Genomic DNA, 19,889 nt, shown 5'->3' on the forward strand with positions numbered 1-19,889 from the left:
CCCGTCCGCTTCTTTCCCGTATCTCTCACCCGAGGAATCTCTGATCATGAACAGGCAGCCGACCGTCACCGCGTTCAGCGTCTACCCGGTCGCAGGCCGGGACTGCATGGAGCTCAACCTCTCCGGCGCTCACGGCCCCTACTTCACCCGCAACATCGTGGTCCTGCGGGACTCCGAGGGCCGCACCGGCCTGGGCGAGGTACCGGGCGGCGAGAAGATCACCCAGACCCTGCGCGACGCCGAGTCCCTCGTCGTCGGCGCCCGCCTCGGTGACCACAAGCGCGTCCTGCGCGAGATCGGCGACCGTTTCGCCGACCGTGACGCCGGTGGACGCGGCGCCCAGACCTTCGACCTGCGCACCGCCGTCCACGCGGTGACCGCCGTGGAGTCCGCCCTGCTCGACCTGCTCGGCCAGCACCTGGAGGTGCCCGTCGCGGCGCTGCTCGGCGACGGCCAGCAGCGCGACTCCGTCCGCGTCCTGGGCTACCTCTTCTACGTCGGCGACCCCGACCGCACCGATCTGGAGTACGTCCGCGAGCCCGAATCCGCCGTTGACTGGCACCGCATCCGGCACGAGCAGGCCCTGTCCCCCGAGGCGATCGTCCGGCAGGCCGAAGCCGCCTACGACCGCTACGGCTTCCGGGACTTCAAGCTCAAGGGCGGTGTCCTGGAGGGCGCCGAGGAGGTCGCGGCCGTCCGCGCGCTCAAGGACCGCTTCCCGCAGGCCCGCATCACCCTCGACCCCAACGGCGCCTGGTCGCTGCGCGAGGCGATCGAGCTGTGCACCCCGCTGACCGACACCCTCGCCTACGCCGAGGACCCCTGCGGCGCCGAGGGCGGATACTCGGGCCGCGAGGTCCTGGCCGAGTTCCGCCGCGCCACCGGGCTGCCGACCGCCACCAACATGGTCGCCACCGACTGGCGGCAGATGACCCACGCCCTGGCCCTCCAGTCGGTCTCCATCCCCCTCGCCGACCCGCACTTCTGGACCATGCAGGGCTCGGTCCGCGTGGCGCAGCTGTGCAACGCGATGGGCCTGACCTGGGGATGCCACTCCAACAACCACTTCGACATCTCCCTGGCCATGGTCACCCACTGCGGAGCCGCGGCCCCCGGGGACTACAACGCCCTGGACACCCACTGGATCTGGCAGGAAGGCCTGGAGCGCCTCACCACCGCCCCGCCCCGCATCGTCGACGGCGAGATCGCCGTGCCGGACGCCCCCGGCCTGGGCGTCGAGCTCGACATGGACCGGCTGCTCGCGGCCCACGACCTCTACCGGCGTAAGGCCCTGGGCGCACGCGACGACGCCACCGGCATGCGCTACCTCATCCCCGACTGGCAGTTCGACAACAAGCGCCCCTGCCTGGTGCGCTGAGCGCCTACGCGTTCCCGGGCCTGGCGATGAGGGCCTCGATTCCGTCCAGGAACCGTTCGAGCCCGAACTCGAAGAGCGTGCCCAGCTCCAGGCTGAAGTCGTCGTCGCCGAAGAGCGTGGACAGGACCGGGTACGCCTCGGCGGTCTGGATGGCGTCCATCCGCGGCTCGTTGGACGCCATCCACTCCTCGGGGGTCATGCCGGTGTCCTGGCGCGCCTGGGATTCCAGCTCGATGGCCAGCGCGACGCCTTGGGCGTACCCGAGGACGGCCAGGTGAGCATGGATCATCTGGTACGGCGTGAGCCCCACGCCGCGCAGAACGGCCAGGACCCGCTCGGTGTAGCGCATCGCGTGGGGCGAGGCCATCGGCCGGGTCAGTCCTGCCATGGCCCGCCCCAGCCAGGGATGACGTTCGTACAGACTCCACAACCACCGTGCCTCCTGCGCCAGTTGCGCGCGCCAGCCCGGCGGCCTGGGTCCTGCCGGCGCCTCGCTGAACACCGCCTCCGACATCAGCCGGACGAGTTCGCCCTTGCTCGGGACGTGCCGGTACAGGGCCATGGTGGAGGCGCCGAACTCGGCGGCGACGCGCCGCATGGACAGCGCCGCGAGCCCCTCCGCGTCGGCGAACGCGATCGCGGTGCGGATGATGCGCTCGCGGGTCAGCCCGCCCTGGCCGGGGGCCGTGCGGCGTTCCCGTCCCGGCTCCGCGACCACCGTGCCGACACCGGGCACGGCGCGCACCAGGCCCTCCTGGTTCAGTGCGGCGAGCGCCTTCGTCGCGGTCGCCATCGCCACCCCCCACTCCTGGGTGATGCGCCGGGTGGAGGGCACGCGGTCGCCCGGTGAGAGAGCGCCGGAGTCGATCCTGCGGCGGATGTCCCGCGCGATGCGGAGGTAGGGCGGATCGGCAGCCATGGCCGCACTGTACTAGTGCACCAGGTGCGCCATCTTCCAGTTCAGGAGCTGCGGAGGGGGAAGTGCACTAGGTCGTTGTTTGCGGCGTACGCGCCGAGCCGATTCCGTACCGGGCATGGAGAACTCACCCCACCCCCGCGCGGGCCGCAAGGAATGGTCCGCCCTCGGCGTCCTGATGCTGCCCCTGCTCCTGGTCTCGATGGACGTCTCGATCCTCTACTTCGCGATTCCCTACATCAGCCAGGACCTGGAACCCGGCGCCACCCAGCAGCTGTGGATCCTCGACATGTACGGCTTCGTCCTCGCCGGCCTGCTCATCACCATGGGCGCCCTCGGCGACCGGATCGGCCGGCGCACGCTGGTGCTCGCGGGAGCCGCGGTCTTCGGTGCGGCCTCGGTCGCCGCGGCGTATGCGCACACGGCCGAACTGCTCATCGCCGTACGGGCGTTGCTGGGCCTCGGCGGCGCCGCCCTGATGCCCTCGACGCTCGCCCTGATCCGCAATCTGTTCCGCGACCGGAAGCAGCGCGCCCAGGCGGTGACCCTGTGGACGGGTGTCATGACCGCGGGCATCTCCCTGGGACCGGTGGTCAGCGGTCTGCTCCTGGAACACTTCTGGTGGGGTTCGGTCTTCCTGATCAATCTGCCCGCGATGGCGCTCCTGCTGGCTCTGGTCCCCTTCCTGGTACCGGAGTTCAAGGCGCCGCAGCAGGGCCGCTTCGACCTGCCGAGCGCGGCGCTCTCCCTCGGCACCCTGCTCCCGGTCATCTACGGCATCAAGGAACTGGCCCAGCACGGATACGCACCTTTGCCCGCGCTTGGCGTCAGTTCGGGGCTGGTGCTCGGCGTCGTCTTCGTACGCCGTCAGAAGCGCCTGGCGCACCCGATGATCGACCTCGGCCTGCTGGGACGGCGCGCCTTCGGCGGCCCGGTGGTCGCCAACCTCCTCGCCATGTTCGCCACGGTGGGCATGGCCGTCTATCTCACGCAGTACCTGCAGTCCGTCCTCGACATGAGCCCGTTCGAGGCCGCCCTGTGGAGCCTGGTGCCGGCCGCGGGTCTGGCCGTCATGGCGCCCACCGCGGCCGCGCTCGCCCAGCGCGTCGACCGCGCGTACGTCATGGGCGGCGGCTTCCTCGGCTCCACCTGCGGCTTCCTCTGGCTGACCCAGGTGCACGCCGACACGGCGCTCTGGGTCACGCTGACCGGCGCCTCGGTCTATGCGGGCGGCCTGGTCGCCGCCATGACGCTGGCCACTGAACTCGCCCTGGGAGCCACCCCGCCGGAGCGTGCGGGCTCGGCCGCGGCCGTCCTCGAGTCGGGCCAGGAGCTGGGCGGAGCGCTGGGCATGGCGATCCTCGGCTCCATCGGTGCGGCGGTCTACAGCCGCGACATGGCCGACGCCCTCCCGGCGGGTGTTCCGCACGCGGACGCGGTACGCGAAACCCTGGGCGGCGCCACCACCGTGGCCGAGCGACTGCCGTCCGGTACGGCGGACACCGTACTGACGGCAGCGCGCGACGCCTTCACGCACGGGATGGGCTTCGCCGCGATCGGCGCGGCCGTCGTCATGGCCGCAGCGGGGCTCTTCTGCCTCGTCCTGCTGCGCGGCGCGGGCACGACGCCGCTCGGTGTCGCGCACGCCGGGCAGCCGCCAGCCGCTGACCTGCGCATTCGCGCCACCCGCGCGCCGTGACGCCACGAGCGACACCAGTGGCGTCATTAATGGCTCGCCATGGTGTCACTCGTGTGCCATGATGGCACCACGGATCGCGCACCCCTCCGTCTCGCAGGCCGAGGGGCGCGCGCTTCGCGAAGCAGCCGTTGAGGGGGGCCGATCATGGAAACAGCACAGAGACAGCAGCAGGCGACACCCGGCGCGTTCACCGCCTTCGCCCGCTTCGTGCTCTGCGGCGGCGGGGTGGGACTCGCCTCCAGCTTCGCCGTGGCGGCCCTCGCCTCCTGGATTCCCTGGGCCCTGGCCAACGCCGTGATCACCGTGGCGTCCACACTCCTGGCCACCGAGCTGCACGCCCGCTTCACCTTCGGCGCGGGCGGGCGCGCGACCTGGCGTCAGCATGCGCAGTCGGCCGGATCCGCGGCGATCGCGTACGCGGTGACCTGCATGGCGATGTTCGTCCTGCAGCAGCTGGTGGCGGCGCCCGGTGCGGTGCTCGAGCAGGTCGTCTACCTCTCCGCCTCCGCGCTCACCGGTGTCGCGCGGTTCGCGGTCCTGCGCCTGGTCGTCTTCGCACGCACCCGCTCGCAGGCCACCGCCCACGCCCCCCGGCCCGTACCCGCCACCATGACCCGCGCCACGGCCCCGGCCACCCCCGCAGCCCTCTGCCCCGCGGCCTGACGGCACGGCACCCCCTCCTTGCGGTCCTGGTCAGCACAGTGATCACCGGACCTGGCCGCAGGCCGCGCGGCAGGGCTTCGTAGGATCTTGGGTGAGTACGCGGACGCCCCGACCCCGGGCCGCCGATGCTGCCCGCGCCCCCCTGCCGACCGCACGGGCGGCCGTGGCGACTCCTGCCCTTTGTCACCTCGCCGTCCGGGTTTCCCGCCGGCTGAAGTCCGGAACGTCCTTCTCTTGAGCACCGACGAAATCATCGAGGCGCCGCCCGCGCCTGCCCGACCGCGCCCTCAGATCCGCGCACTCCCCCGCGTCCTGCCCCGCCTCGTGGGCCGCGCCCCGGCCCCGCCGCCCGCGGGCACCGCCCTGCACAACGTCAGCGCCGTCACCGCCGTGCTCCTGGCGCTGGTCGCCGTCGGCTCGGTCGTCCACGAGCCGGTCCTGATACCCCCGCTGGCGGCATCCGCCGCGATCGTGCACAGCGCGCCCCGGCTGCCGCTCGCCCAGCCGCGCAGCGTGATAGCGGGCCATCTGCTGTGCGCCGGCGTCGGCTACGCGGTCCTCGCCGCGCTGGGCAGCGCCCCGTGGGCGGCGGCGCTGGCCGCGGGCATCGGCCTGGCCGTGATGACCGCGGCGCGCACCCCGCACTCGCCGGCCTGCGCCACCGCCGTCGTCATCGTCCTGCACCACCCCCGGCCCGCCACCTTCGTTCCCCTGCTGGCCGGATCGGTCCTCGTGGTCGTCCTGGCGGGCTGGGCCGCCTCGCGCGCCCGTCCCAGCGCGCCACGCTATCCCGCGTACTGGTGGTGATCGGTTGTGCGGCGGCGCCGGGCCGTGTGAAGTTCTCTGCGTGAGGGCCGGGCGGCCGGGAAGGGAGTCCGATGACTTCGGGCACCGGCGCTGTCGTGCGCGGCCCGCACCCGCGAAGTGACGAGAAGGGATACGCGATGGCAGCGGCTAGGACAGTGACGTTCCCCAACGGCGTGAGCGTGCCCGCCCTGGGCCAGGGCACCTGGCGCATGGGCGACGATCCTTCGCGCCGCGCCGAGGAACTGGCCTCCCTGCGCAGGGGCCTGGACCTGGGCATGACGCTGATCGACACGGCGGAGATGTACGGGAGCGGCGCATCGGAGGAGCTGGTCGGCGAGGCCGTCCGCGGGCACCGCGACGAGGTCTTTCTGGTGAGCAAGGTGCTGCCGTCGAACGCCGACGCCCGCGGCACGGTGGATGCCTGCCACGCGAGCCTGCGCCGCCTCGGCACCGACCGGATCGACCTGTATCTGCTGCACTGGCGCGGCGGTGTGCCGCTCGCCGAGACCGTCGAGGCCCTCGAGGGCCTGATGAGCCGCGGCAGCATCGGCGCCTGGGGCGTGAGCAACCTCGATGTCGACGACCTGGCGGATCTCCCCCGGGACGCCCTCCCGCAGACGGATCAGGTGCTCTACAACCTCACCCGCCGCGGCCCCGAGTACGACCTGTTCCCCTGGTGCCGCGAACGCTCGGTGCCCGTGATGGCCTATTCGCCGCTGGAACAGGGGCGGCTGCTCGGCCATCAGGCCCTGGAGGCGGTGGCGTCCGCGCACGGGAGCACACCGCTACAGGTGGCGCTCGCCTGGGTGCTGCGCCACGACGACGTCATCGCCATCCCCAAGGCCTCCACCGCGGCGCACGTGGAGCAGAACCACGCCGCCCTCGATCTCCGCCTCACCGACGAGGACCTCAAGGCGCTGGATGCCGCGTTCCCCGCGCCGGTGGGCAAGGAGCCCCTGGAGATCCTCTGAAGGGCCCCGCCCCGAAGATCCGACCGGCCAGGGGACGTGTGCGTTCCCCATATCAGGGCACCCGGCACGTCGCAGCGCATGCTTCCCCGAGCATGTCGCTCTAGGGTGAATCCCGGGGACCGCAACACCCGGGGCCACAGCCTTCGGGCCCTATAGGAGGCACTGCATGCCCCTCGCCGCAAGCGGAACCTCGTCGCTGATGCTGATCATCGGCGTGGTGATCGTCGCCGTACTGCTCGCCCTGTTCCTGTTCGGACGGCGACAGGTCACCCGACGCCCCGACCCACCGCAGGAGCCCCAGCCGCGCGCGGACTCCTGGGAGGAGCCCCACCAGGGTCCCCCCGAGTCGCGCTAGGCGTTTCCAGGAGGAACGGCATGCCCATCGCCACGGTCGATCCCGCCACCGGCGAGACGCTCGAGACCTTCGAGCCGCTGGAGGACGCGACGGTCGAGCGCCGTCTGGCGTCCGCCCACGCCGCGTTCGGCCAGTACCGCACCAGCGCCTTCAGCGAGCGTGCCCGGCTGATGAACCGGGCCGCCGAACTGCTGGAGGAGGACAACGCGTTCATCGCCCGGACCATGACCACCGAGATGGGCAAGCCCATCAAGGCGGCAAGGGCCGAGGCGGCCAAGTGCGTCAAGGCCATGCGCTGGTACGCCGAGCGGGCCGAGGACCTGCTCGCGGACGAGCACCCCGCGCAGGCCGACGTGGCGGATTCCGGCGCGAGCCGGGCCATCGTCCGCTACCGCCCGCTGGGCGTCGTGCTCGCCGTGATGCCCTGGAACTTCCCGCTCTGGCAGGTCGTACGGTTCGCCGCGCCCGCCCTGATGGCGGGCAACGTAGGCCTGCTCAAGCACGCGTCGAACGTGCCCCAGACGGCCCTGTACCTCCAGGACCTCTTCCAGCGCGCCGGGTTCCCCGAAGGCTGCTTCCAGACGCTGCTCGTCGGCTCGGGCGCCGTCGAGGGCATCCTGCGCGACGAGCGGGTGGCCGCGGCGACCCTCACCGGTAGCGAACCGGCCGGCCGCTCGGTGGCGTCCATCGCCGGCGACGAGATCAAGAAGACGGTCCTGGAGCTGGGCGGCAGCGACCCCTACCTGGTGCTGCCGAGCGCCGACATCGAGCGGGCCGCGGCGACCGCCGTGACCGCCCGGGTGCAGAACAACGGACAGTCCTGCATCGCCGCCAAGCGCTTCATCGTGCACACGGACGTCTTTGACGACTTCCGCGACCGATTCGTTTCGGGTATGCGGGAGTTGACCGTCGGCGACCCGGCGAGCGAGGACACCGACGTCGGCCCGCTCGCCACCGAACAGGGCCGCAGCGACCTGGAGGAGCTCGTCGACGACGCGCTCGCCCGGGGCGCCACCGCGCTGTGCGGCGGGCAGCGCCCCAAGGAGCAGGAGCGGGGCTGGTACTACTCCCCCACCGTGCTGGCCGACGTGACCCCGGACATGCGCATCCACAAGGAGGAGGCGTTCGGCCCGGTGGCCACGCTCTACCGCGTGGCGAACCTGGACGAGGCCGTGACGCTGGCCAACGACTCGCCGTTCGGGCTCAGCTCCAATGTGTGGACGCGCGACGACGCCGATGTCGAACGCTGCGTCCAAGACCTCCAGGCGGGCGGCGTCTTCTTCAACGGCATGACCGCCTCCCACCCCGGCCTGCCCTTCGGCGGCGTCAAACGCTCGGGGTACGGACGGGAGTTGGCCGGGCACGGCATCCGCGAGTTCTGCAACGCCACGACGGTCTGGTACGGCCCGTCCGACCCGGACGGCAAGGGCTGACACACCTGGCCGCACGGCCGGGTGACTGCTGCGCGATGATCCCCTGCCGCGCGATGATCCAGGGATGGATCTGGACGACGCACTGGTGGGCCACTGGAGCAGCCTCCCCTTCTCCTACGGGGTCATGGAGGCCTCCGAACTCGGCCTTCTCGACGACGGCCGGGGCTGGAGCGCGTGGTTCAACGCCGACGCGCTGTGTGTCACCCGCCTGTTGTGGCGGTGCCCGGAACCGGGCGTCGTGGAGCTGCATGCGAAGTGGAGTGTGGAGGGGCCCCTGGGCGACGGCCCAGGGGCCTCGCCGTTCTCCCGCGTGGAGTTGGTCGAGCCGATGGACCAGGTCACGCGCCACCGCTACGTCATCGAACCGGCCGTACCGCTGCCGGGGGCCGACCCCGTGCTGGCGGTCGACTTCGAGGAGCCGGTGGAGTTCTGCTGTCAGTACGCCAGGGGCTCCAGGACGATCGGGCCCGAGGACGACCCTTCTCACCTCGTACTCCCGCATCAGTAGGCCGGCTGGTTCCCCGCCCACACCGTGGGGGTCCGGCCCGACCACGGGCTTGCCTGTTCGAGCTGTCCCGCGAGGCGGAAGAGGCGGCCTTCGAGCCCGTATCCGGCGGCGAACTGCATACCGATCGGGAGCCCTGTCCCGGCGTCCGCCGTCACCGGCACGGACATGGCGGGTGTGCCCGCCACGTTGGACGCCATGGTGAACGGCGAGCGGTCGTTGAGGCGGTCGATCCAGCCGAGGCCGTCCAGTGTCTGCGCACCCTCGGTGTAGGCGCCCGCGAGCAGCGGAAGCTCCGGCACGGTCGGGGTGAGCAGTACGTCGTAAGTCTCGAAGTACCGGGCCAGGCTTCGCGCGACCCGGTTGCGGAGGGCGAGCGCGGTGACGAACTGGGCGCCCGTGACCCGCTGCCCGTAGTGGTAGCCGGCCAGGGTCCCCGGCTCGAGGGTGGAGGAGTCGACGGGCCGGTCGAAGGCGGCAGCCAGCTCGTCGACCGAGGCCGCGAGATGCGCCGTCATCAGCCGGGCGCTGGCCAGGACGAACTCCTCCCAGTGGGCCCCGAGGTCGACCTCGGCCTCCTCCACCCGGTGGCCGAGGGATGCGAGCAGCCGCACCGTGCGCGACAGCGCGTCGGCCACCGGTGCGGTGGTACGGCGTCCGCCCCACGCCTGGGCGATGACACCGATCCGCAGCGAGCCCGGCGGGCGGGTGACTTCCTCCGCGTAGGGCCGGGACGGCTGGTGGGCGAAGTAGGGATCACCCGGTTCCGGGCCGCGGATCAGGTCGAGCAGGGCCGCGCTGTCGCGCACGGTGCGGCTGACGCTGCCCTGCACGGCCAGGCCGCTGAAGACTTCGTCGGCGCCGGGGCCCATGGAGACCCGGCCACGGGTGGGCTTGAGCCCGAACAGGCCGTTGTAGGCGGCGGGTATGCGCAGCGAGCCCGCGGCGTCGGTGGCGTGGGCGATCGGGACCACCCCGGCAGCCACCGCCGCGCCCGCGCCGCCGCTGGAGCCGCCCGCGCTCCGCTCCAGGTCCCACGGATTGCGGACCGGGCCGTACAGCGCCGGTTCCGTGGTGATGCTGTAGGCCAACTCCGGTGTCGCGGTACGCCCGAACGTCACGAGGCCGGCGCGTCGGAAGCGCCGCATGAGGGCGGAGTCGGCGGCGGCGACGTGGCCGGCCGCGAGACGGCTGCCGAGCTCCATGCGCCGCCCGGCCATGGAGACTCCGATGTCCTTGATCAGGAAGGGGACGCCCGCCAGAGGTGTGCCGGCGGGGTGGGGTTCGTCGTCGGCCTGCCAGGTCTCCACGATCGCGTTGATCTGCGGATCGACCGCCTGCGCGGCCTCGCGCGCGGCTGCTTCCAGTTCGGCGGGGGTCACTTCGCCCCGGGCCACCAGCTCTGCAAGGCCGACCGCGTCGAAGCTCACGTACTCGGCAACTCTCACTGTCACTCCCAGCGGAAGAACGATACCGTCGAGTCCCTGACGATACCGATCGGTATCGCACGGGACAGACTGGTACCGTAACAGCGAAGTCAAAGGACCCCTCGACCGGACGTCACGGAGCAGTCATGGCAGCGACCGCCGGAAGGCCGAGCAGAGCGAGCAGATCGAGCAGGGTGGCGAAACTGCCGCCCCGGGAGCGCATCCTCGACGCGGCGGAAGAGCTCTTCCAGAGCGAGGGAATCCGGCGCGTGGGCGTCCAGGCGATCGCCGACAGGGCCGAGACGACCAAGATGGCGATCTACCGGCACTTCGGGACCAAGGACGCACTGGTCGCGGAGTGGCTGGGGATCGTCGCCGCCGACTACCAGGCGGCCTTCGACCGGGTCGAGGCCCAGTACCCCGGCCGGCCCAGGGAGCAGATCCTGGGCCTGGCCCGGTTCATCGCCGAGGGTCTGCCGGCGATCTCGCACCGGGGCTGCCCCTTCATCAACTCCCTCGCCGAACTGCCCGACCGCGCCCACCCCGCACGGCAGGTCATCGAGGAGCACAAGGCCCGCCAGACCCGCAGGCTGCTCGCCCTGTGCGTCGAGGCCGGGCTGCCCGACCCCGAACAGGCCACGGCCGAGATCACCTTCGTACTCGAAGGCGCGCAGGTCAGCACGCAGAACGGAAGCATCGATCAGGCGGGGGACCGCCTGATGCGCATCGTCGAGGCAGTCATTGATCTGCACTGCTGAGGGCAGGCCTCAGTGGCCCGGCAGCGGCGGCTCCCCGTGCTCGGCGCCCGTCAGGCGCAGCTGCACCTGGACCTCCTGGTCGCCGGAGGCCGTGCCGGTGGCCGAGGCCACGAAGGCCGATTCGAGCGTGGCACGCAGCCGGTCCACCGCCACCGGGCTGCCCTGCAGGTCGGCGGTGACCGTGGCCGCCAGCAGCACGCCCCGGACGGGTCCCGGGCTGTGGGCGGCGACGAAGGCACCGGTCCAGACGGCGGGGCGGGGCTGCTCCGTGCGGTGCGGCGCCTCCTCACCGCGGTCGGAGGAGAAGTGGGTCCGCAGCACGCCGAAGACGGCGTCCGCGTCGGCCGCGGAGCACTCCCCCAGGACCACTTGCACCAGGTCGGGGGAGTCGGAGGGGGCGGTGGGGGAAGCCGGGCCGGATGTGTCGTTCACGCTGTTCTCCACTGGGGTCGCGGGTACCTGATGTGGGGTCACGGGTACCCGATGTGGGGGCAGGTATCTGGTGGGGCGACTGCCGGTGCCCGATGTGGTGGCCGACGGTGCCGTGTGAGGGGTTCAGAGGTCGCGCAGCGCAGGCAGCAGCTTCTTCTCCGCCCAGTCGATGAAGGGGCGTTGGTGCTCGCCGCCCACCTGGACGAGGGCGACCTCCGTGAAGCCCGCCTCGGCGTAGGGGCGTACGGCGTCGACGAAGGCGTCGACGTCATCGCCGCACGGGATCTGGTCGGCGATGTCCTGCCGGGTGACGTACTGAGTGGCGCCCGCGAAGCCGGACGGACCGGGCAGTTCCGCGTTGACGGGCCAGCCGCCGACCGACCAGCGGAACTGGTCGTGCGCACGGGCGACGGCCGCGTCCTTGTCGGTGTCGAAGCAGACGGGAAGCTGACCCACACGCGGCTTGCCGCTGCCGCCGTGCTCGTCGAACGAGGCGAGCAGCTCGGCCTTGGGCTCGGTCGCGATGACCAGGTCGGCGAGGCGTCCGGCCAGGGCGCAGGAACGTCCGCCGGAGACCGCCACTCCAATGGGGGGCAGCTCGTCGGGGACATCCCACAGCCGGGCGTTCGCCACGTCGAAGTGGGTGCCCTGGTGGTTGACGTTGTCGCCGGTGAACAGCGCGCGGATGATCTCCACCGCTTCCTCCAGCATCTCCAGGCGGACCTGCGGGGAGGGCCAGCCCGCGCCGACCACGTGCTCGTTGAGGTTCTCGCCCGAGCCCAGGCCCAGCCGGAAGCGGCCCTCGGAGAGCAGCTGCATCGTCGCGGCCTTCTGCGCCACCACGGCCGGGTGATAGCGGACCGTCGGGCAGGTCACGTACGTCATGAGCGGGATCCGCGAGGTCGCCTGCGCCGCCGCGCCCAGCACGCTCCACGCGTAGGGCGCGTGCCCCTGCGAGTCGAGCCAGGGGAAGTAGTGGTCGGACGTGACGGAGAAGTCGAACCCGGCCCGCTCCGCCGCGACCAGATCGTCGACGAGGGCTCGGGGGCCCGCTTGCTCGGTCATCATCGTGTAGCCAATTTGCACCATATTTGTACGCTTTGCCGAACGGCTCCCGCTGAAACATCACCACCAGCGGGCGTGTGAGCCTGCTGCCCACGCGCCGCGGGGCTACTCGGGTCCCCTGCGTCCCTACTTCCAGTCGTACGCGTACGCGGCGACCCAGGTGATCTCCAGCTGCGCGCTGCTGCCGGGCGCCGCTCCCGGGCCTTCGAGCGCGCTCTCGTTCTGCAGGACCCAGGACAGCGGATGGTCCGGCACACCCCTGGTGTCCTGTCCCGTCTCCCGCCCGTCCACGAAGAAGCGCACGCGCCCGGGAGTCCATTCGGTCGACACCGTGTGCCACTCGGTCCACTTGTCGGCGCCGCGGTACGTGCCCTGCTCCCCGCCGCCGCACGGATGGTGGAAGGCGGTGAGGTCCCCGGCCCAGTTGCCCTCGGGGTGGTCCATCTCGCAGCCGCCGCCGTAGTGCAGCCACGCCGACTTGTATCCGGGGGCAGGCTTGGTCACCTTGATACGGGCGCTGTACTTGCCGTACCTCATCTGCATGACGGCACGCGGTACGACCGCGGCGGCATGGACCGGCCCTCCGTCGTCGGGCCGCCACATCCGGATACGCATGCGGCCGTCGCCGTTCTCCGCAGGGCCCACGCTCACGGTGTCCTCCGGGTGGTAGACGCCCACGACATCGCGACCCCGGTCGTTGGCCGTGTCACGCCAACCGGTGGGATACGCCCACCAGTTGGCGCGGTAGGAACCCTTGAGGCCCTCGCAGTACGCGGCGGACGTGTCGGCGTGATGGTCGCAGTCGCTGAACGCGCCGAGCGGCACCCGGTCGCCGTTGAAGTCCTCGGCGACGACCTGCCAGAACGGGCCGCAGTCGCCGCGCGGCAGCTCCGTGCCGACGCTGCCGCAGGCGTCGGCCGACTGCGGCGCTCCCCCGGCGCTCGGGATGGACAACAGGGCCGCCAGCAGTCCCGCGCCGAGCGCCGCCACCACGACCGGCCTGCGCCGTCCGGCCGCCGCGTGTGATCCCATCGCGCTGCCCTTCCTCCCGGCCGCACACGCCCCACAGGAACCGGCGGACACCTCAGGCGAAGGGGTCATCCTCGCGGAGGCAGCAGGGCGCCGCCAGACCGCTGACACGACCTCTTCATGGCGCGCCGGTCACAGAACTCGCCGAGAACGTGAACTGGTGTACGCGTCGGCGCGGTTGGGACATAGGTTGTGCGTTGAACAGTTCACGCCTCGGTGGAAAGACGGACGCTACCCATGACCGACCACGCCACGACGCCCGGACCTGCGGCGCATCAGAAGATCGACACATCGGTGCCGCACTCGGCCCGGATCTGGAACTACTGGCTGGGCGGGAAGGACAACTATCCCGTCGACGAGGCGGCGGGCGACGCCTACAGCGCCGTCTTCCCCGGCATCGTCACCGTCGCCCGCAGCAGCCGCGCCTTCCTGCGCCGCAACATCACCCACCTGGTCACCGAGGCGGGCATCGGGCAGTTCCTGGACATCGGCACCGGCCTGCCGACCGTGGACAACACCCACGAGGTCGCCCAGCGGCTCGATCCCCGCACCAAGATCGTGTACGTCGACCACGACCCGATGGTCCTCGCGCACGCCCGCGCCCTGCTCACCTCCACCCCCGAGGGAGCCACCGCGTACGTCGACGCCGATCTGTCCGACCCCGACCGCATCCTGGCTGCCGCAGCCGAGACGCTCGACCTCACCCGCCCCACCGCCCTGATCCTCAGCAACATCCTGGGCCACGTCGCCGACTACGACCAGGCGCGCTCCATCGTCACCCGTCTGATGGAAGGCCTGCCCTCCGGCAGCTACCTCTCCATCAACGACGGTTCGCGGGGCACCGACACGGACTACGAACAGGCCCAGGACGCCTACAACGAAACCGGCGCCGTCCCCTACTTCCTGCGCCCCGTCGACCAGATCACCGCGTTCTTCGACGGCCTGGACCTGCTGGCCCCCGGAGTCGTCTCGGTCCCCTTCTGGCGCCCGGACACCGACACCCCCGCCCCGGAGCCCATCGGCGAACACGGCGGCCTGGCCCGCAAACCGTGACGACACCCTGACGGCGCCCGGCATGCCGGAACGTGTGTCCTGACTCAGGCTGGTTACGCGGTGACACCGCGGACGTCACGCAGACCAGACTTCGACGAGGGAGCAGAGCGCCATGGGGACCGATGTGTTCCGCTCGGAAGTGCCCCTGACGGTGAACGGCGAGCCCTGCCTCGTCACCGTCGACCACCGTTCGACGCTGCTGGACGTCCTGCGCGAGCAGCTGGGTCTCACCGGCGCCAAGAAGGGCTGCGATCACGGCCAGTGCGGTGCCTGCACCGTGCTGGTCGACGGTCGCCGCGCGAACAGCTGTCTGCTGCTGGCCGTCGCTCACGACGGGTGCGCCGTCACCACCGTCGAGGGGCTGCGCGGCGCCGATGGTGAGGGGCTGCACCCCCTGCAGCAGGCCTTCCTGGAGCGCGACGCCTTCCAGTGCGGCTACTGCACCCCCGGACAGATCTGTTCGGCCGTCGGCGCCCTGGAAGAGGCCGCGGCGGGCCACGCCTCGCACGTGACGGATCCGGGCGCCGACACCGGCGCGCCCGTGGAGCTGACCCGGGACGAGATCCGTGAGCGGCTCAGCGGCAACCTGTGCCGTTGCGGCGCCTATCCGCACATCGTCGAGGCCGTCGAGGACGTGACCCGGTGAAGCCCTTCCGGTACGTACGCGCCTACAGCGTCGAAGAGGCGGCCGCGGCCCACGCGGGCCGGCCCGGCTCCCGCTATCTGGGCGGCGGCACCAATCTCGTCGACCTGATGAAGCTGGGCGTGGAGCGGCCCGGCACGCTGATCGACGTCAGCAGGCTGCCGCTGGACGCCGTCGAGGAACTGCCGGACGGCTCCGTCCGCGCCGGTGCGACGGTGCGCAACAGCGACCTGGCCGCCCATCCGCTGGTGCGCGAGCGCTACCCCGTTCTGTCCCAGGCGCTGCTCGCGGGGGCCTCGGGCCAGCTGCGCAATGTGGCCACGACCGGCGGCAACCTGCTCCAGCGCACCCGCTGCCCCTACTTCCAGGACCTGAGCAAGCCGTGCAACAAGCGCGAGCCCGGCACCGGCTGCGGCGCGCGCGACGGCGTCCACCGCGACCACGCGGTCCTGGGCCACTCGACGCAGTGCATCGCCACCCACCCCTCCGACATGGCCGTCGCGCTCGCCGCACTGGACGCCCAGGTGGAGCTGCACGGCGTACGGGGACGGCGCACCCTGCCCGTCACCGAGTTCCACCGCCTGCCCGGCGACCGTCCGGACCTGGACACCGAGATCGCACCCGGCGAACTGATCACCGGAGTGGTGCTCCCGGCCGCGGCCGCGCGGCTGCCGTCCGCCTACCGCAAGGCCCGCGACCGCGCCTCCTACGCCTTCGCGCTCGCCTCGGTGGCCGTGGTCCTGGACGTCGAGGACTCCGTCGTACGCGAGGTGCGGATCGCGTTCGGCGGGCTGGCCCACCGGCCCTGGCGTGCCGTGCGTGCCGAGCGGGAGCTGGTGGGCGGCGCGCCGAGCGACGAGGCGTTCCGGCGGGCCGTGGACGCCGAGCTGTCGGCGGCCGAGCCGCTGCGGGACAACGTGTTCAAGGTGCGTCTCGCCCGCAACCTCGCCTGTGACGTCCTGAGCCGGCTCGCCGACTCACCCTCCGCCACCTGACCAAGACCCCGCCCGCCCTCAGGGAGAACCCCATGCCGGACACCGTCAGCGCACTCGGAGCGCCCGCCGAGCGCAGGGAGGGCCCCCAGAAGGTGACCGGGACCGCCCGCTACGCCGCCGAGCACACCCCCGAAGGCTGCGCCTACGCCTGGCCGGTGCCCGCCACGGTGGCGCGCGGCACGGTCAGCGCCGTCGACGCCTCGGCGGCCCTGGCGCTGCCCGGTGTCGTCGAAGTCCTCACCCACCTCAACGCGCCGCGCCTGGAGAAGCCGGACGACGCCACGCTGGCCGTGCTCCAGGACGCGCGCGTTCCGCACCGGGGCTGGTACGTCGCGCTCGTCGTCGCCGACAGTCTGGAGGCCGCCCGCGAGGGCGCCGCAGCCGTCCGGGTCAGCTACGCCGAGGAGAAGCACGACGTCACCCTGAAGGCCGATCACCCCGACGCCCGTGTGCCGGAGGACGAGGACGGCACCTCGGGCGAGCACGTGCGCGGGGACGCGGAGGGGGCGTTCGCCTCCGCGCCCTCCCGCGTCGATGTCACCTACCGGGTGGCGCCGCTGCACAACCACCCCATGGAACCGCACGCCTCCACCGCCCACTGGCAGGACGAGCGGCTGACCGTGCACGACTCCAGCCAGGGCGCCAGCACCGTCCGCGATGTCCTGGCCGGCCTGTTCGCGCTGCCCAAGGAGCGGATCACGGTCGTCTCCGAGCACGTCGGCGGCGGCTTCGGCTCCAAGGGCACGCCCCGCCCCCAGGTGGTGCTCGCCTCCATGGCGGCCCGCATGACCGGCAGGCCCGTCAAACTCGTCCTGCCGCGGCGCCAGTTGCCGGCCGTGGTGGGCCATCGCTCGCCGACCCTGCACCGGGTGCAACTGGGAGCGGACCGGGACGGCACGCTGACCTCGGTGATCCATGAGGTGACCGCGCACACCTCACGCATCAAGGAGTTCGTCGAGACGGCCGCCGCCGCCACGCGCATCATGTATCCCTCGCCGCACGCCCGCACCACCCACCGCGTGGTGCCGCTCGACGTGCCGAGCCCTTCGTGGATGCGGGCTCCGGGCGAGGCGCCGGGCATGTACGCGCTGGAGTCGGCGATGGACGAACTCGCCCAGACGCTCGGCATCGACCCCGTCGAGCTGCGGCTGCGCAACGACACCCAGCGGGAGCCCGACAGCTCCAAGCCCTTCAGCAGCCGCCACCTCGCCGAGTGTCTGCGCGAGGGAGCCCGCCGCTTCGGCTGGTCCGAGCGCGACCCGCGTCCCCGCTCGCGCGCCGAGGGGCCCGTTCTGGTGGGCAGCGGAGTCGCCGCGGCCACCTACCCGGTGGTCGTCGCGCCCTCCCGGGCCAGCGCCCACGCCTACCCGGACGGCAGCTTCGTGGTCCGCGTCAACGCCACCGACATCGGCACCGGCGCCCGCACCGTGCTCGCCCAGGTCGCCGCCGACGCGCTGGGCGTCCCGCTGGACTCCGTGCGCACGGACATCGGCAACAGCGACCTGCCGGCCGCGCCGCTGGCGGGCGGTTCCTCCGGGACGGCCTCCTGGGGCTGGGCCGTCCACGAGGCCTGTACGCGGCTGGCCGCCCGCCTGGCGGGACAGCAGGGGCAGCAGCTGCCCCCGGAGGGCGTGGGCGCCACCGCCGACACGGCCGGCAAGGCCGACGCGGACAGCGCCTACTCCCGCCACTCCTTCGGCGCCCACTTCGCCGAAGTCGGCGTGGACACGGTCTCCGGCGAGGTCCGGGTGCGCCGCCTGCTCGGCGTCTACGCGGCCGGGCACATCCTCAACTCCCGTACCGCACGCTCGCAGTTCATCGGCGCGATGACGATGGGCCTGGGCATGGCGCTGACCGAGGGCAGCACCATGGACGCGGCCTTCGGCGACTTCACGGAGGCCGACCTCGCCGCCTATCACGTACCGGCGCACGCGGACGTGCCCGCGATCGAGGCGCACTGGATCGACGAGGAGGACCCCCACCTCAACCCCATGGGCAGCAAGGGCATCGGCGAGATCGGCATCGTCGGAACGGCGGCGGCCATCGGCAACGCGGTGCACCACGCGACCGGACTGCGGCTGCGCGAGCTGCCCCTGACGCCCGACCGGCTGCTGGCGGGCGGTCTCTGAGCGATCTCCGAGCCCGCTCCGAGCGTTCTCCGAGCGGGCTCCGCACCGCAGGCCCCCCGACACAATCGCAGCCCCCCCCCGACGCCGAGCCCTCTCAGGCAGCCGCCCGGCTCTGCGCCGTCCACGCCAGCAGTCTCTCCGCCGTCCAGGTCGTCACCACGCGCTCGGCGGGCACCCCGCACTCCTCGGCCCGCGCGCACCCGATCACCTGCCAGTCCAGCTGACCCGGTGCGTGCGCGTCGGTGTCCACGGAGAACAGCACTCCGGCGTCCACCGCCCGGCGCAGCAGCCGGCGCGGCGGGTCGAGCCGCTCCGGACGGCTGTTGATCTCCACGGCCGTGCCGTGGTCCGCGCACGCGGCGAACACCGCGTCCGCGTCGAACTGCGACTCCGGCCTGCCGCGCCCGGTGACGAGCCGGCCGGTGCAGTGCCCGAGCACGTCGGCCCGCGGATCGCTGACGGCGGCGACCATGCGCCGGGTCATCGCGGCGGCGTCCATGCGCAGCTTGGAGTGCACCGAGACGACCACCACGTCGAGCTGGTCGAGCAGCTCGGGCTCCTGGTCGAGCGAGCCGTCGTCGAGGATGTCGCACTCGATGCCCGTGAGCAGCCGGAAGGGCGCCCAGCGCTCGTTGAGGTCGGCCACCACCGCCAGCTGCTCGCGCAGCCGCTCCGGCGACAGACCGCGCGCGATGGTCAGCCTCGGCGAGTGGTCGGTGAGCACGGCCCACTCATGGCCCAGCGCCCGCGCCGCCCGGCCCATCTCCTCGATCGGACTGCCGCCGTCGGACCAGTCGGAGTGCAGGTGGCAGTCGCCGCGCAGCAGCGCCCGCAGCCGGGTACCGCCCTCGACGAGCGGGGCGTCCGCCTCGCCCTCGAGCCGCTCCAGGTACCCCGGCACATCGCCGGCCAGCGCTTCGCGGACCACACCGGCGGTCTTGGGCCCGATGCCCTTGAGCGACTCCAGGGACCCGTCGGCGACGCGCCGCGCCGCCTCGCCGTCGGCCAGGTCACCGATCACCGCGGCCGCGGTGCGAAAGGCCTTCACGCGGTAGGTCGGGGCGCGGCCGCGCTCCAGCAGAAAGGCGATCCGTTCCAGCGCCCGCACGGGATCCATCGGCACCTCCGGCCATCGGGACTGCGACGGCGTACGTGTGCTTCCAGCGTCGCCCACAACGGGCGGCGGGGCATGTGAGGGCCGCGGGGCTGTGAGGCCGGGGCCTTCCCTGCCCCGTCGAGGCCTACGCCGCGGGTTCGGCGGACGGGGCGTCCGGGGCGACCGTGATCGGCCCCCTGAAGTCCAGCACGGCTTCGGCTCTCTGCTGGGTCTCCTCGGCGGCCTTGCGGGCTGTCGCGAGGACGTCGCCGTGCTCCTGGACGAGGGTGTCGTAGATCGGCGCCTCAGCGGCGTCATTGGCTGGCATGACCAGCGGCTCCTTGTTCGGTGACTGTATTGGTCGGTTCGGCCGCATGCGGCCGGTCCGCGACCTTACGCTGCGCTTGCGGGCCTCCGCGGACCGGGGTCAACCGCTGAGACGGCCGGCCCGGTGGACCGGGGCAGGCGCCTAGGAGCCGGAAATCGGGCGGGCGCAGGCGCAGAACGTGCCCCGCCCGCCCCAAGCCGGGCGCGA

Annotated in this window: 20 protein-coding genes; 13 read left to right on the forward strand and 7 right to left on the reverse strand. The window is 72.3% G+C overall.

Annotated elements, in window-relative coordinates; translation table 11 throughout:
• The first annotated feature begins 46 nt into the window (after nt 1–46).
• Nucleotides 47–1,378, forward strand: coding sequence for an enolase C-terminal domain-like protein (locus ACIGXX_RS24840; protein WP_383821801.1), 1,332 nt, complete (start codon nt 47–49; stop codon nt 1,376–1,378).
• Nucleotides 1,379–1,382: 4 nt separating this feature from the next.
• Here the strand turns inward: ACIGXX_RS24840 and ACIGXX_RS24845 are convergent, their stop codons facing one another.
• The gene (locus tag ACIGXX_RS24845) at nt 1,383–2,297 is read right to left on the reverse strand and encodes a TetR/AcrR family transcriptional regulator C-terminal domain-containing protein (RefSeq protein ID WP_351165941.1); all 915 of its coding nucleotides are present in this window, start codon (nt 2,295–2,297) and stop codon (nt 1,383–1,385) included.
• A 115-nt stretch (nt 2,298–2,412) separates the two neighbouring features.
• Between ACIGXX_RS24845 and ACIGXX_RS24850 the strand changes: the two genes are divergently transcribed.
• From ACIGXX_RS24850 to ACIGXX_RS24880, 7 genes are all read left to right on the forward strand, one after another.
• Nucleotides 2,413–3,993 (forward strand): MFS transporter, encoded by a 1,581-nt coding sequence (locus tag ACIGXX_RS24850; protein ID WP_383821798.1) that lies wholly within the window; start codon nt 2,413–2,415, stop codon nt 3,991–3,993.
• Between the two features lie 144 nt (nt 3,994–4,137).
• Nucleotides 4,138–4,656 (forward strand): hypothetical protein, encoded by a 519-nt coding sequence (locus ACIGXX_RS24855; RefSeq protein ID WP_399978852.1) that lies wholly within the window; start codon nt 4,138–4,140, stop codon nt 4,654–4,656.
• A 234-nt stretch (nt 4,657–4,890) separates the two neighbouring features.
• The gene (locus ACIGXX_RS24860) at nt 4,891–5,463 is read left to right on the forward strand and encodes an HPP family protein (RefSeq protein WP_351165935.1); all 573 of its coding nucleotides are present in this window, start codon (nt 4,891–4,893) and stop codon (nt 5,461–5,463) included.
• 137 nt (nt 5,464–5,600) lie between these two features.
• The gene (locus ACIGXX_RS24865) at nt 5,601–6,434 is read left to right on the forward strand and encodes an aldo/keto reductase (protein ID WP_399978855.1); all 834 of its coding nucleotides are present in this window, start codon (nt 5,601–5,603) and stop codon (nt 6,432–6,434) included.
• 166 nt (nt 6,435–6,600) lie between these two features.
• On the forward strand, nt 6,601–6,789 hold the full coding sequence (locus tag ACIGXX_RS24870) for a DUF6479 family protein (RefSeq protein WP_351165929.1): 189 nt from the start codon (nt 6,601–6,603) through the stop codon (nt 6,787–6,789).
• A 20-nt stretch (nt 6,790–6,809) separates the two neighbouring features.
• Complete coding sequence (locus tag ACIGXX_RS24875) at nt 6,810–8,222, forward strand: NADP-dependent succinic semialdehyde dehydrogenase (protein ID WP_351165927.1); 1,413 nt, start codon at nt 6,810–6,812, stop codon at nt 8,220–8,222.
• A 64-nt stretch (nt 8,223–8,286) separates the two neighbouring features.
• A complete protein-coding gene (locus ACIGXX_RS24880; RefSeq protein ID WP_383821789.1) occupies nt 8,287–8,730 on the forward strand; it encodes a hypothetical protein in 444 nt (147 codons plus the stop codon).
• Here the strand turns inward: ACIGXX_RS24880 and ACIGXX_RS24885 are convergent.
• Nucleotides 8,724–10,175, reverse strand: coding sequence for an amidase (locus ACIGXX_RS24885; protein WP_399978860.1), 1,452 nt, complete (start codon nt 10,173–10,175; stop codon nt 8,724–8,726). The two genes, ACIGXX_RS24880 and ACIGXX_RS24885, sit on opposite strands and share 7 nt — an antisense overlap.
• A 125-nt stretch (nt 10,176–10,300) precedes the next feature.
• On the opposite strand from ACIGXX_RS24885, the gene ACIGXX_RS24890 reads away from it, so the two are divergent.
• Nucleotides 10,301–10,912 (forward strand): helix-turn-helix domain-containing protein, encoded by a 612-nt coding sequence (locus tag ACIGXX_RS24890; RefSeq protein ID WP_351165921.1) that lies wholly within the window; start codon nt 10,301–10,303, stop codon nt 10,910–10,912.
• A gap of 9 nt (nt 10,913–10,921) precedes the next feature.
• On the opposite strand, the gene ACIGXX_RS24895 is transcribed toward ACIGXX_RS24890, so the two are convergent.
• From ACIGXX_RS24895 to ACIGXX_RS24905, 3 genes are all read right to left on the reverse strand, one after another.
• Nucleotides 10,922–11,344: a hypothetical protein gene (locus tag ACIGXX_RS24895; protein ID WP_399978864.1), complete on the reverse strand. Its 423-nt coding sequence runs from the start codon at nt 11,342–11,344 to the stop codon at nt 10,922–10,924.
• 123 nt (nt 11,345–11,467) lie between these two features.
• On the reverse strand, nt 11,468–12,433 hold the full coding sequence (locus tag ACIGXX_RS24900; protein WP_351165917.1) for an LLM class F420-dependent oxidoreductase: 966 nt from the start codon (nt 12,431–12,433) through the stop codon (nt 11,468–11,470).
• Nucleotides 12,434–12,535: 102 nt separating this feature from the next.
• Nucleotides 12,536–13,441 carry a glycoside hydrolase family 16 protein gene (locus ACIGXX_RS24905; RefSeq protein WP_399978867.1) on the reverse strand — a complete coding sequence of 302 codons (906 nt, stop codon included), beginning with the start codon at nt 13,439–13,441 and terminating at the stop codon, nt 12,536–12,538.
• A 234-nt stretch (nt 13,442–13,675) separates the two neighbouring features.
• Here ACIGXX_RS24905 and ACIGXX_RS24910 point away from each other — a divergent pair, with 234 nt between their 5' ends.
• The 4 genes from ACIGXX_RS24910 to ACIGXX_RS24925 all read left to right on the forward strand — a co-directional run bounded on the left by ACIGXX_RS24910 (nt 13,676) and on the right by ACIGXX_RS24925 (nt 18,258).
• Complete coding sequence (locus ACIGXX_RS24910) at nt 13,676–14,491, forward strand: SAM-dependent methyltransferase (protein ID WP_351165912.1); 816 nt, start codon at nt 13,676–13,678, stop codon at nt 14,489–14,491.
• Nucleotides 14,492–14,603: 112 nt separating this feature from the next.
• Complete coding sequence (locus tag ACIGXX_RS24915) at nt 14,604–15,137, forward strand: 2Fe-2S iron-sulfur cluster-binding protein (RefSeq protein WP_399978871.1); 534 nt, start codon at nt 14,604–14,606, stop codon at nt 15,135–15,137.
• On the forward strand, nt 15,134–16,129 hold the full coding sequence (locus ACIGXX_RS24920; RefSeq protein ID WP_399978874.1) for an FAD binding domain-containing protein: 996 nt from the start codon (nt 15,134–15,136) through the stop codon (nt 16,127–16,129). Before ACIGXX_RS24915 ends, ACIGXX_RS24920 begins: the two co-directional genes overlap by 4 nt.
• Nucleotides 16,130–16,161: 32 nt before the next feature.
• A complete protein-coding gene (locus ACIGXX_RS24925) occupies nt 16,162–18,258 on the forward strand; it encodes a xanthine dehydrogenase family protein molybdopterin-binding subunit (RefSeq protein WP_366462880.1) in 2,097 nt (698 codons plus the stop codon).
• Nucleotides 18,259–18,352: 94 nt separating this feature from the next.
• Here the strand turns inward: ACIGXX_RS24925 and ACIGXX_RS24930 are convergent, their stop codons facing one another.
• Nucleotides 18,353–19,375: a PHP domain-containing protein gene (locus ACIGXX_RS24930; RefSeq protein WP_351165902.1), complete on the reverse strand. Its 1,023-nt coding sequence runs from the start codon at nt 19,373–19,375 to the stop codon at nt 18,353–18,355.
• Between the two features lie 124 nt (nt 19,376–19,499).
• Nucleotides 19,500–19,682 (reverse strand): hypothetical protein, encoded by a 183-nt coding sequence (locus ACIGXX_RS24935; RefSeq protein ID WP_351165900.1) that lies wholly within the window; start codon nt 19,680–19,682, stop codon nt 19,500–19,502.
• Nucleotides 19,683–19,889: the final 207 nt, after the last annotated feature.

The organism is Streptomyces sp. NPDC055243 (assembly GCF_044544025.1).
Lineage (GTDB): Bacteria > Actinomycetota > Actinomycetes > Streptomycetales > Streptomycetaceae > Streptomyces.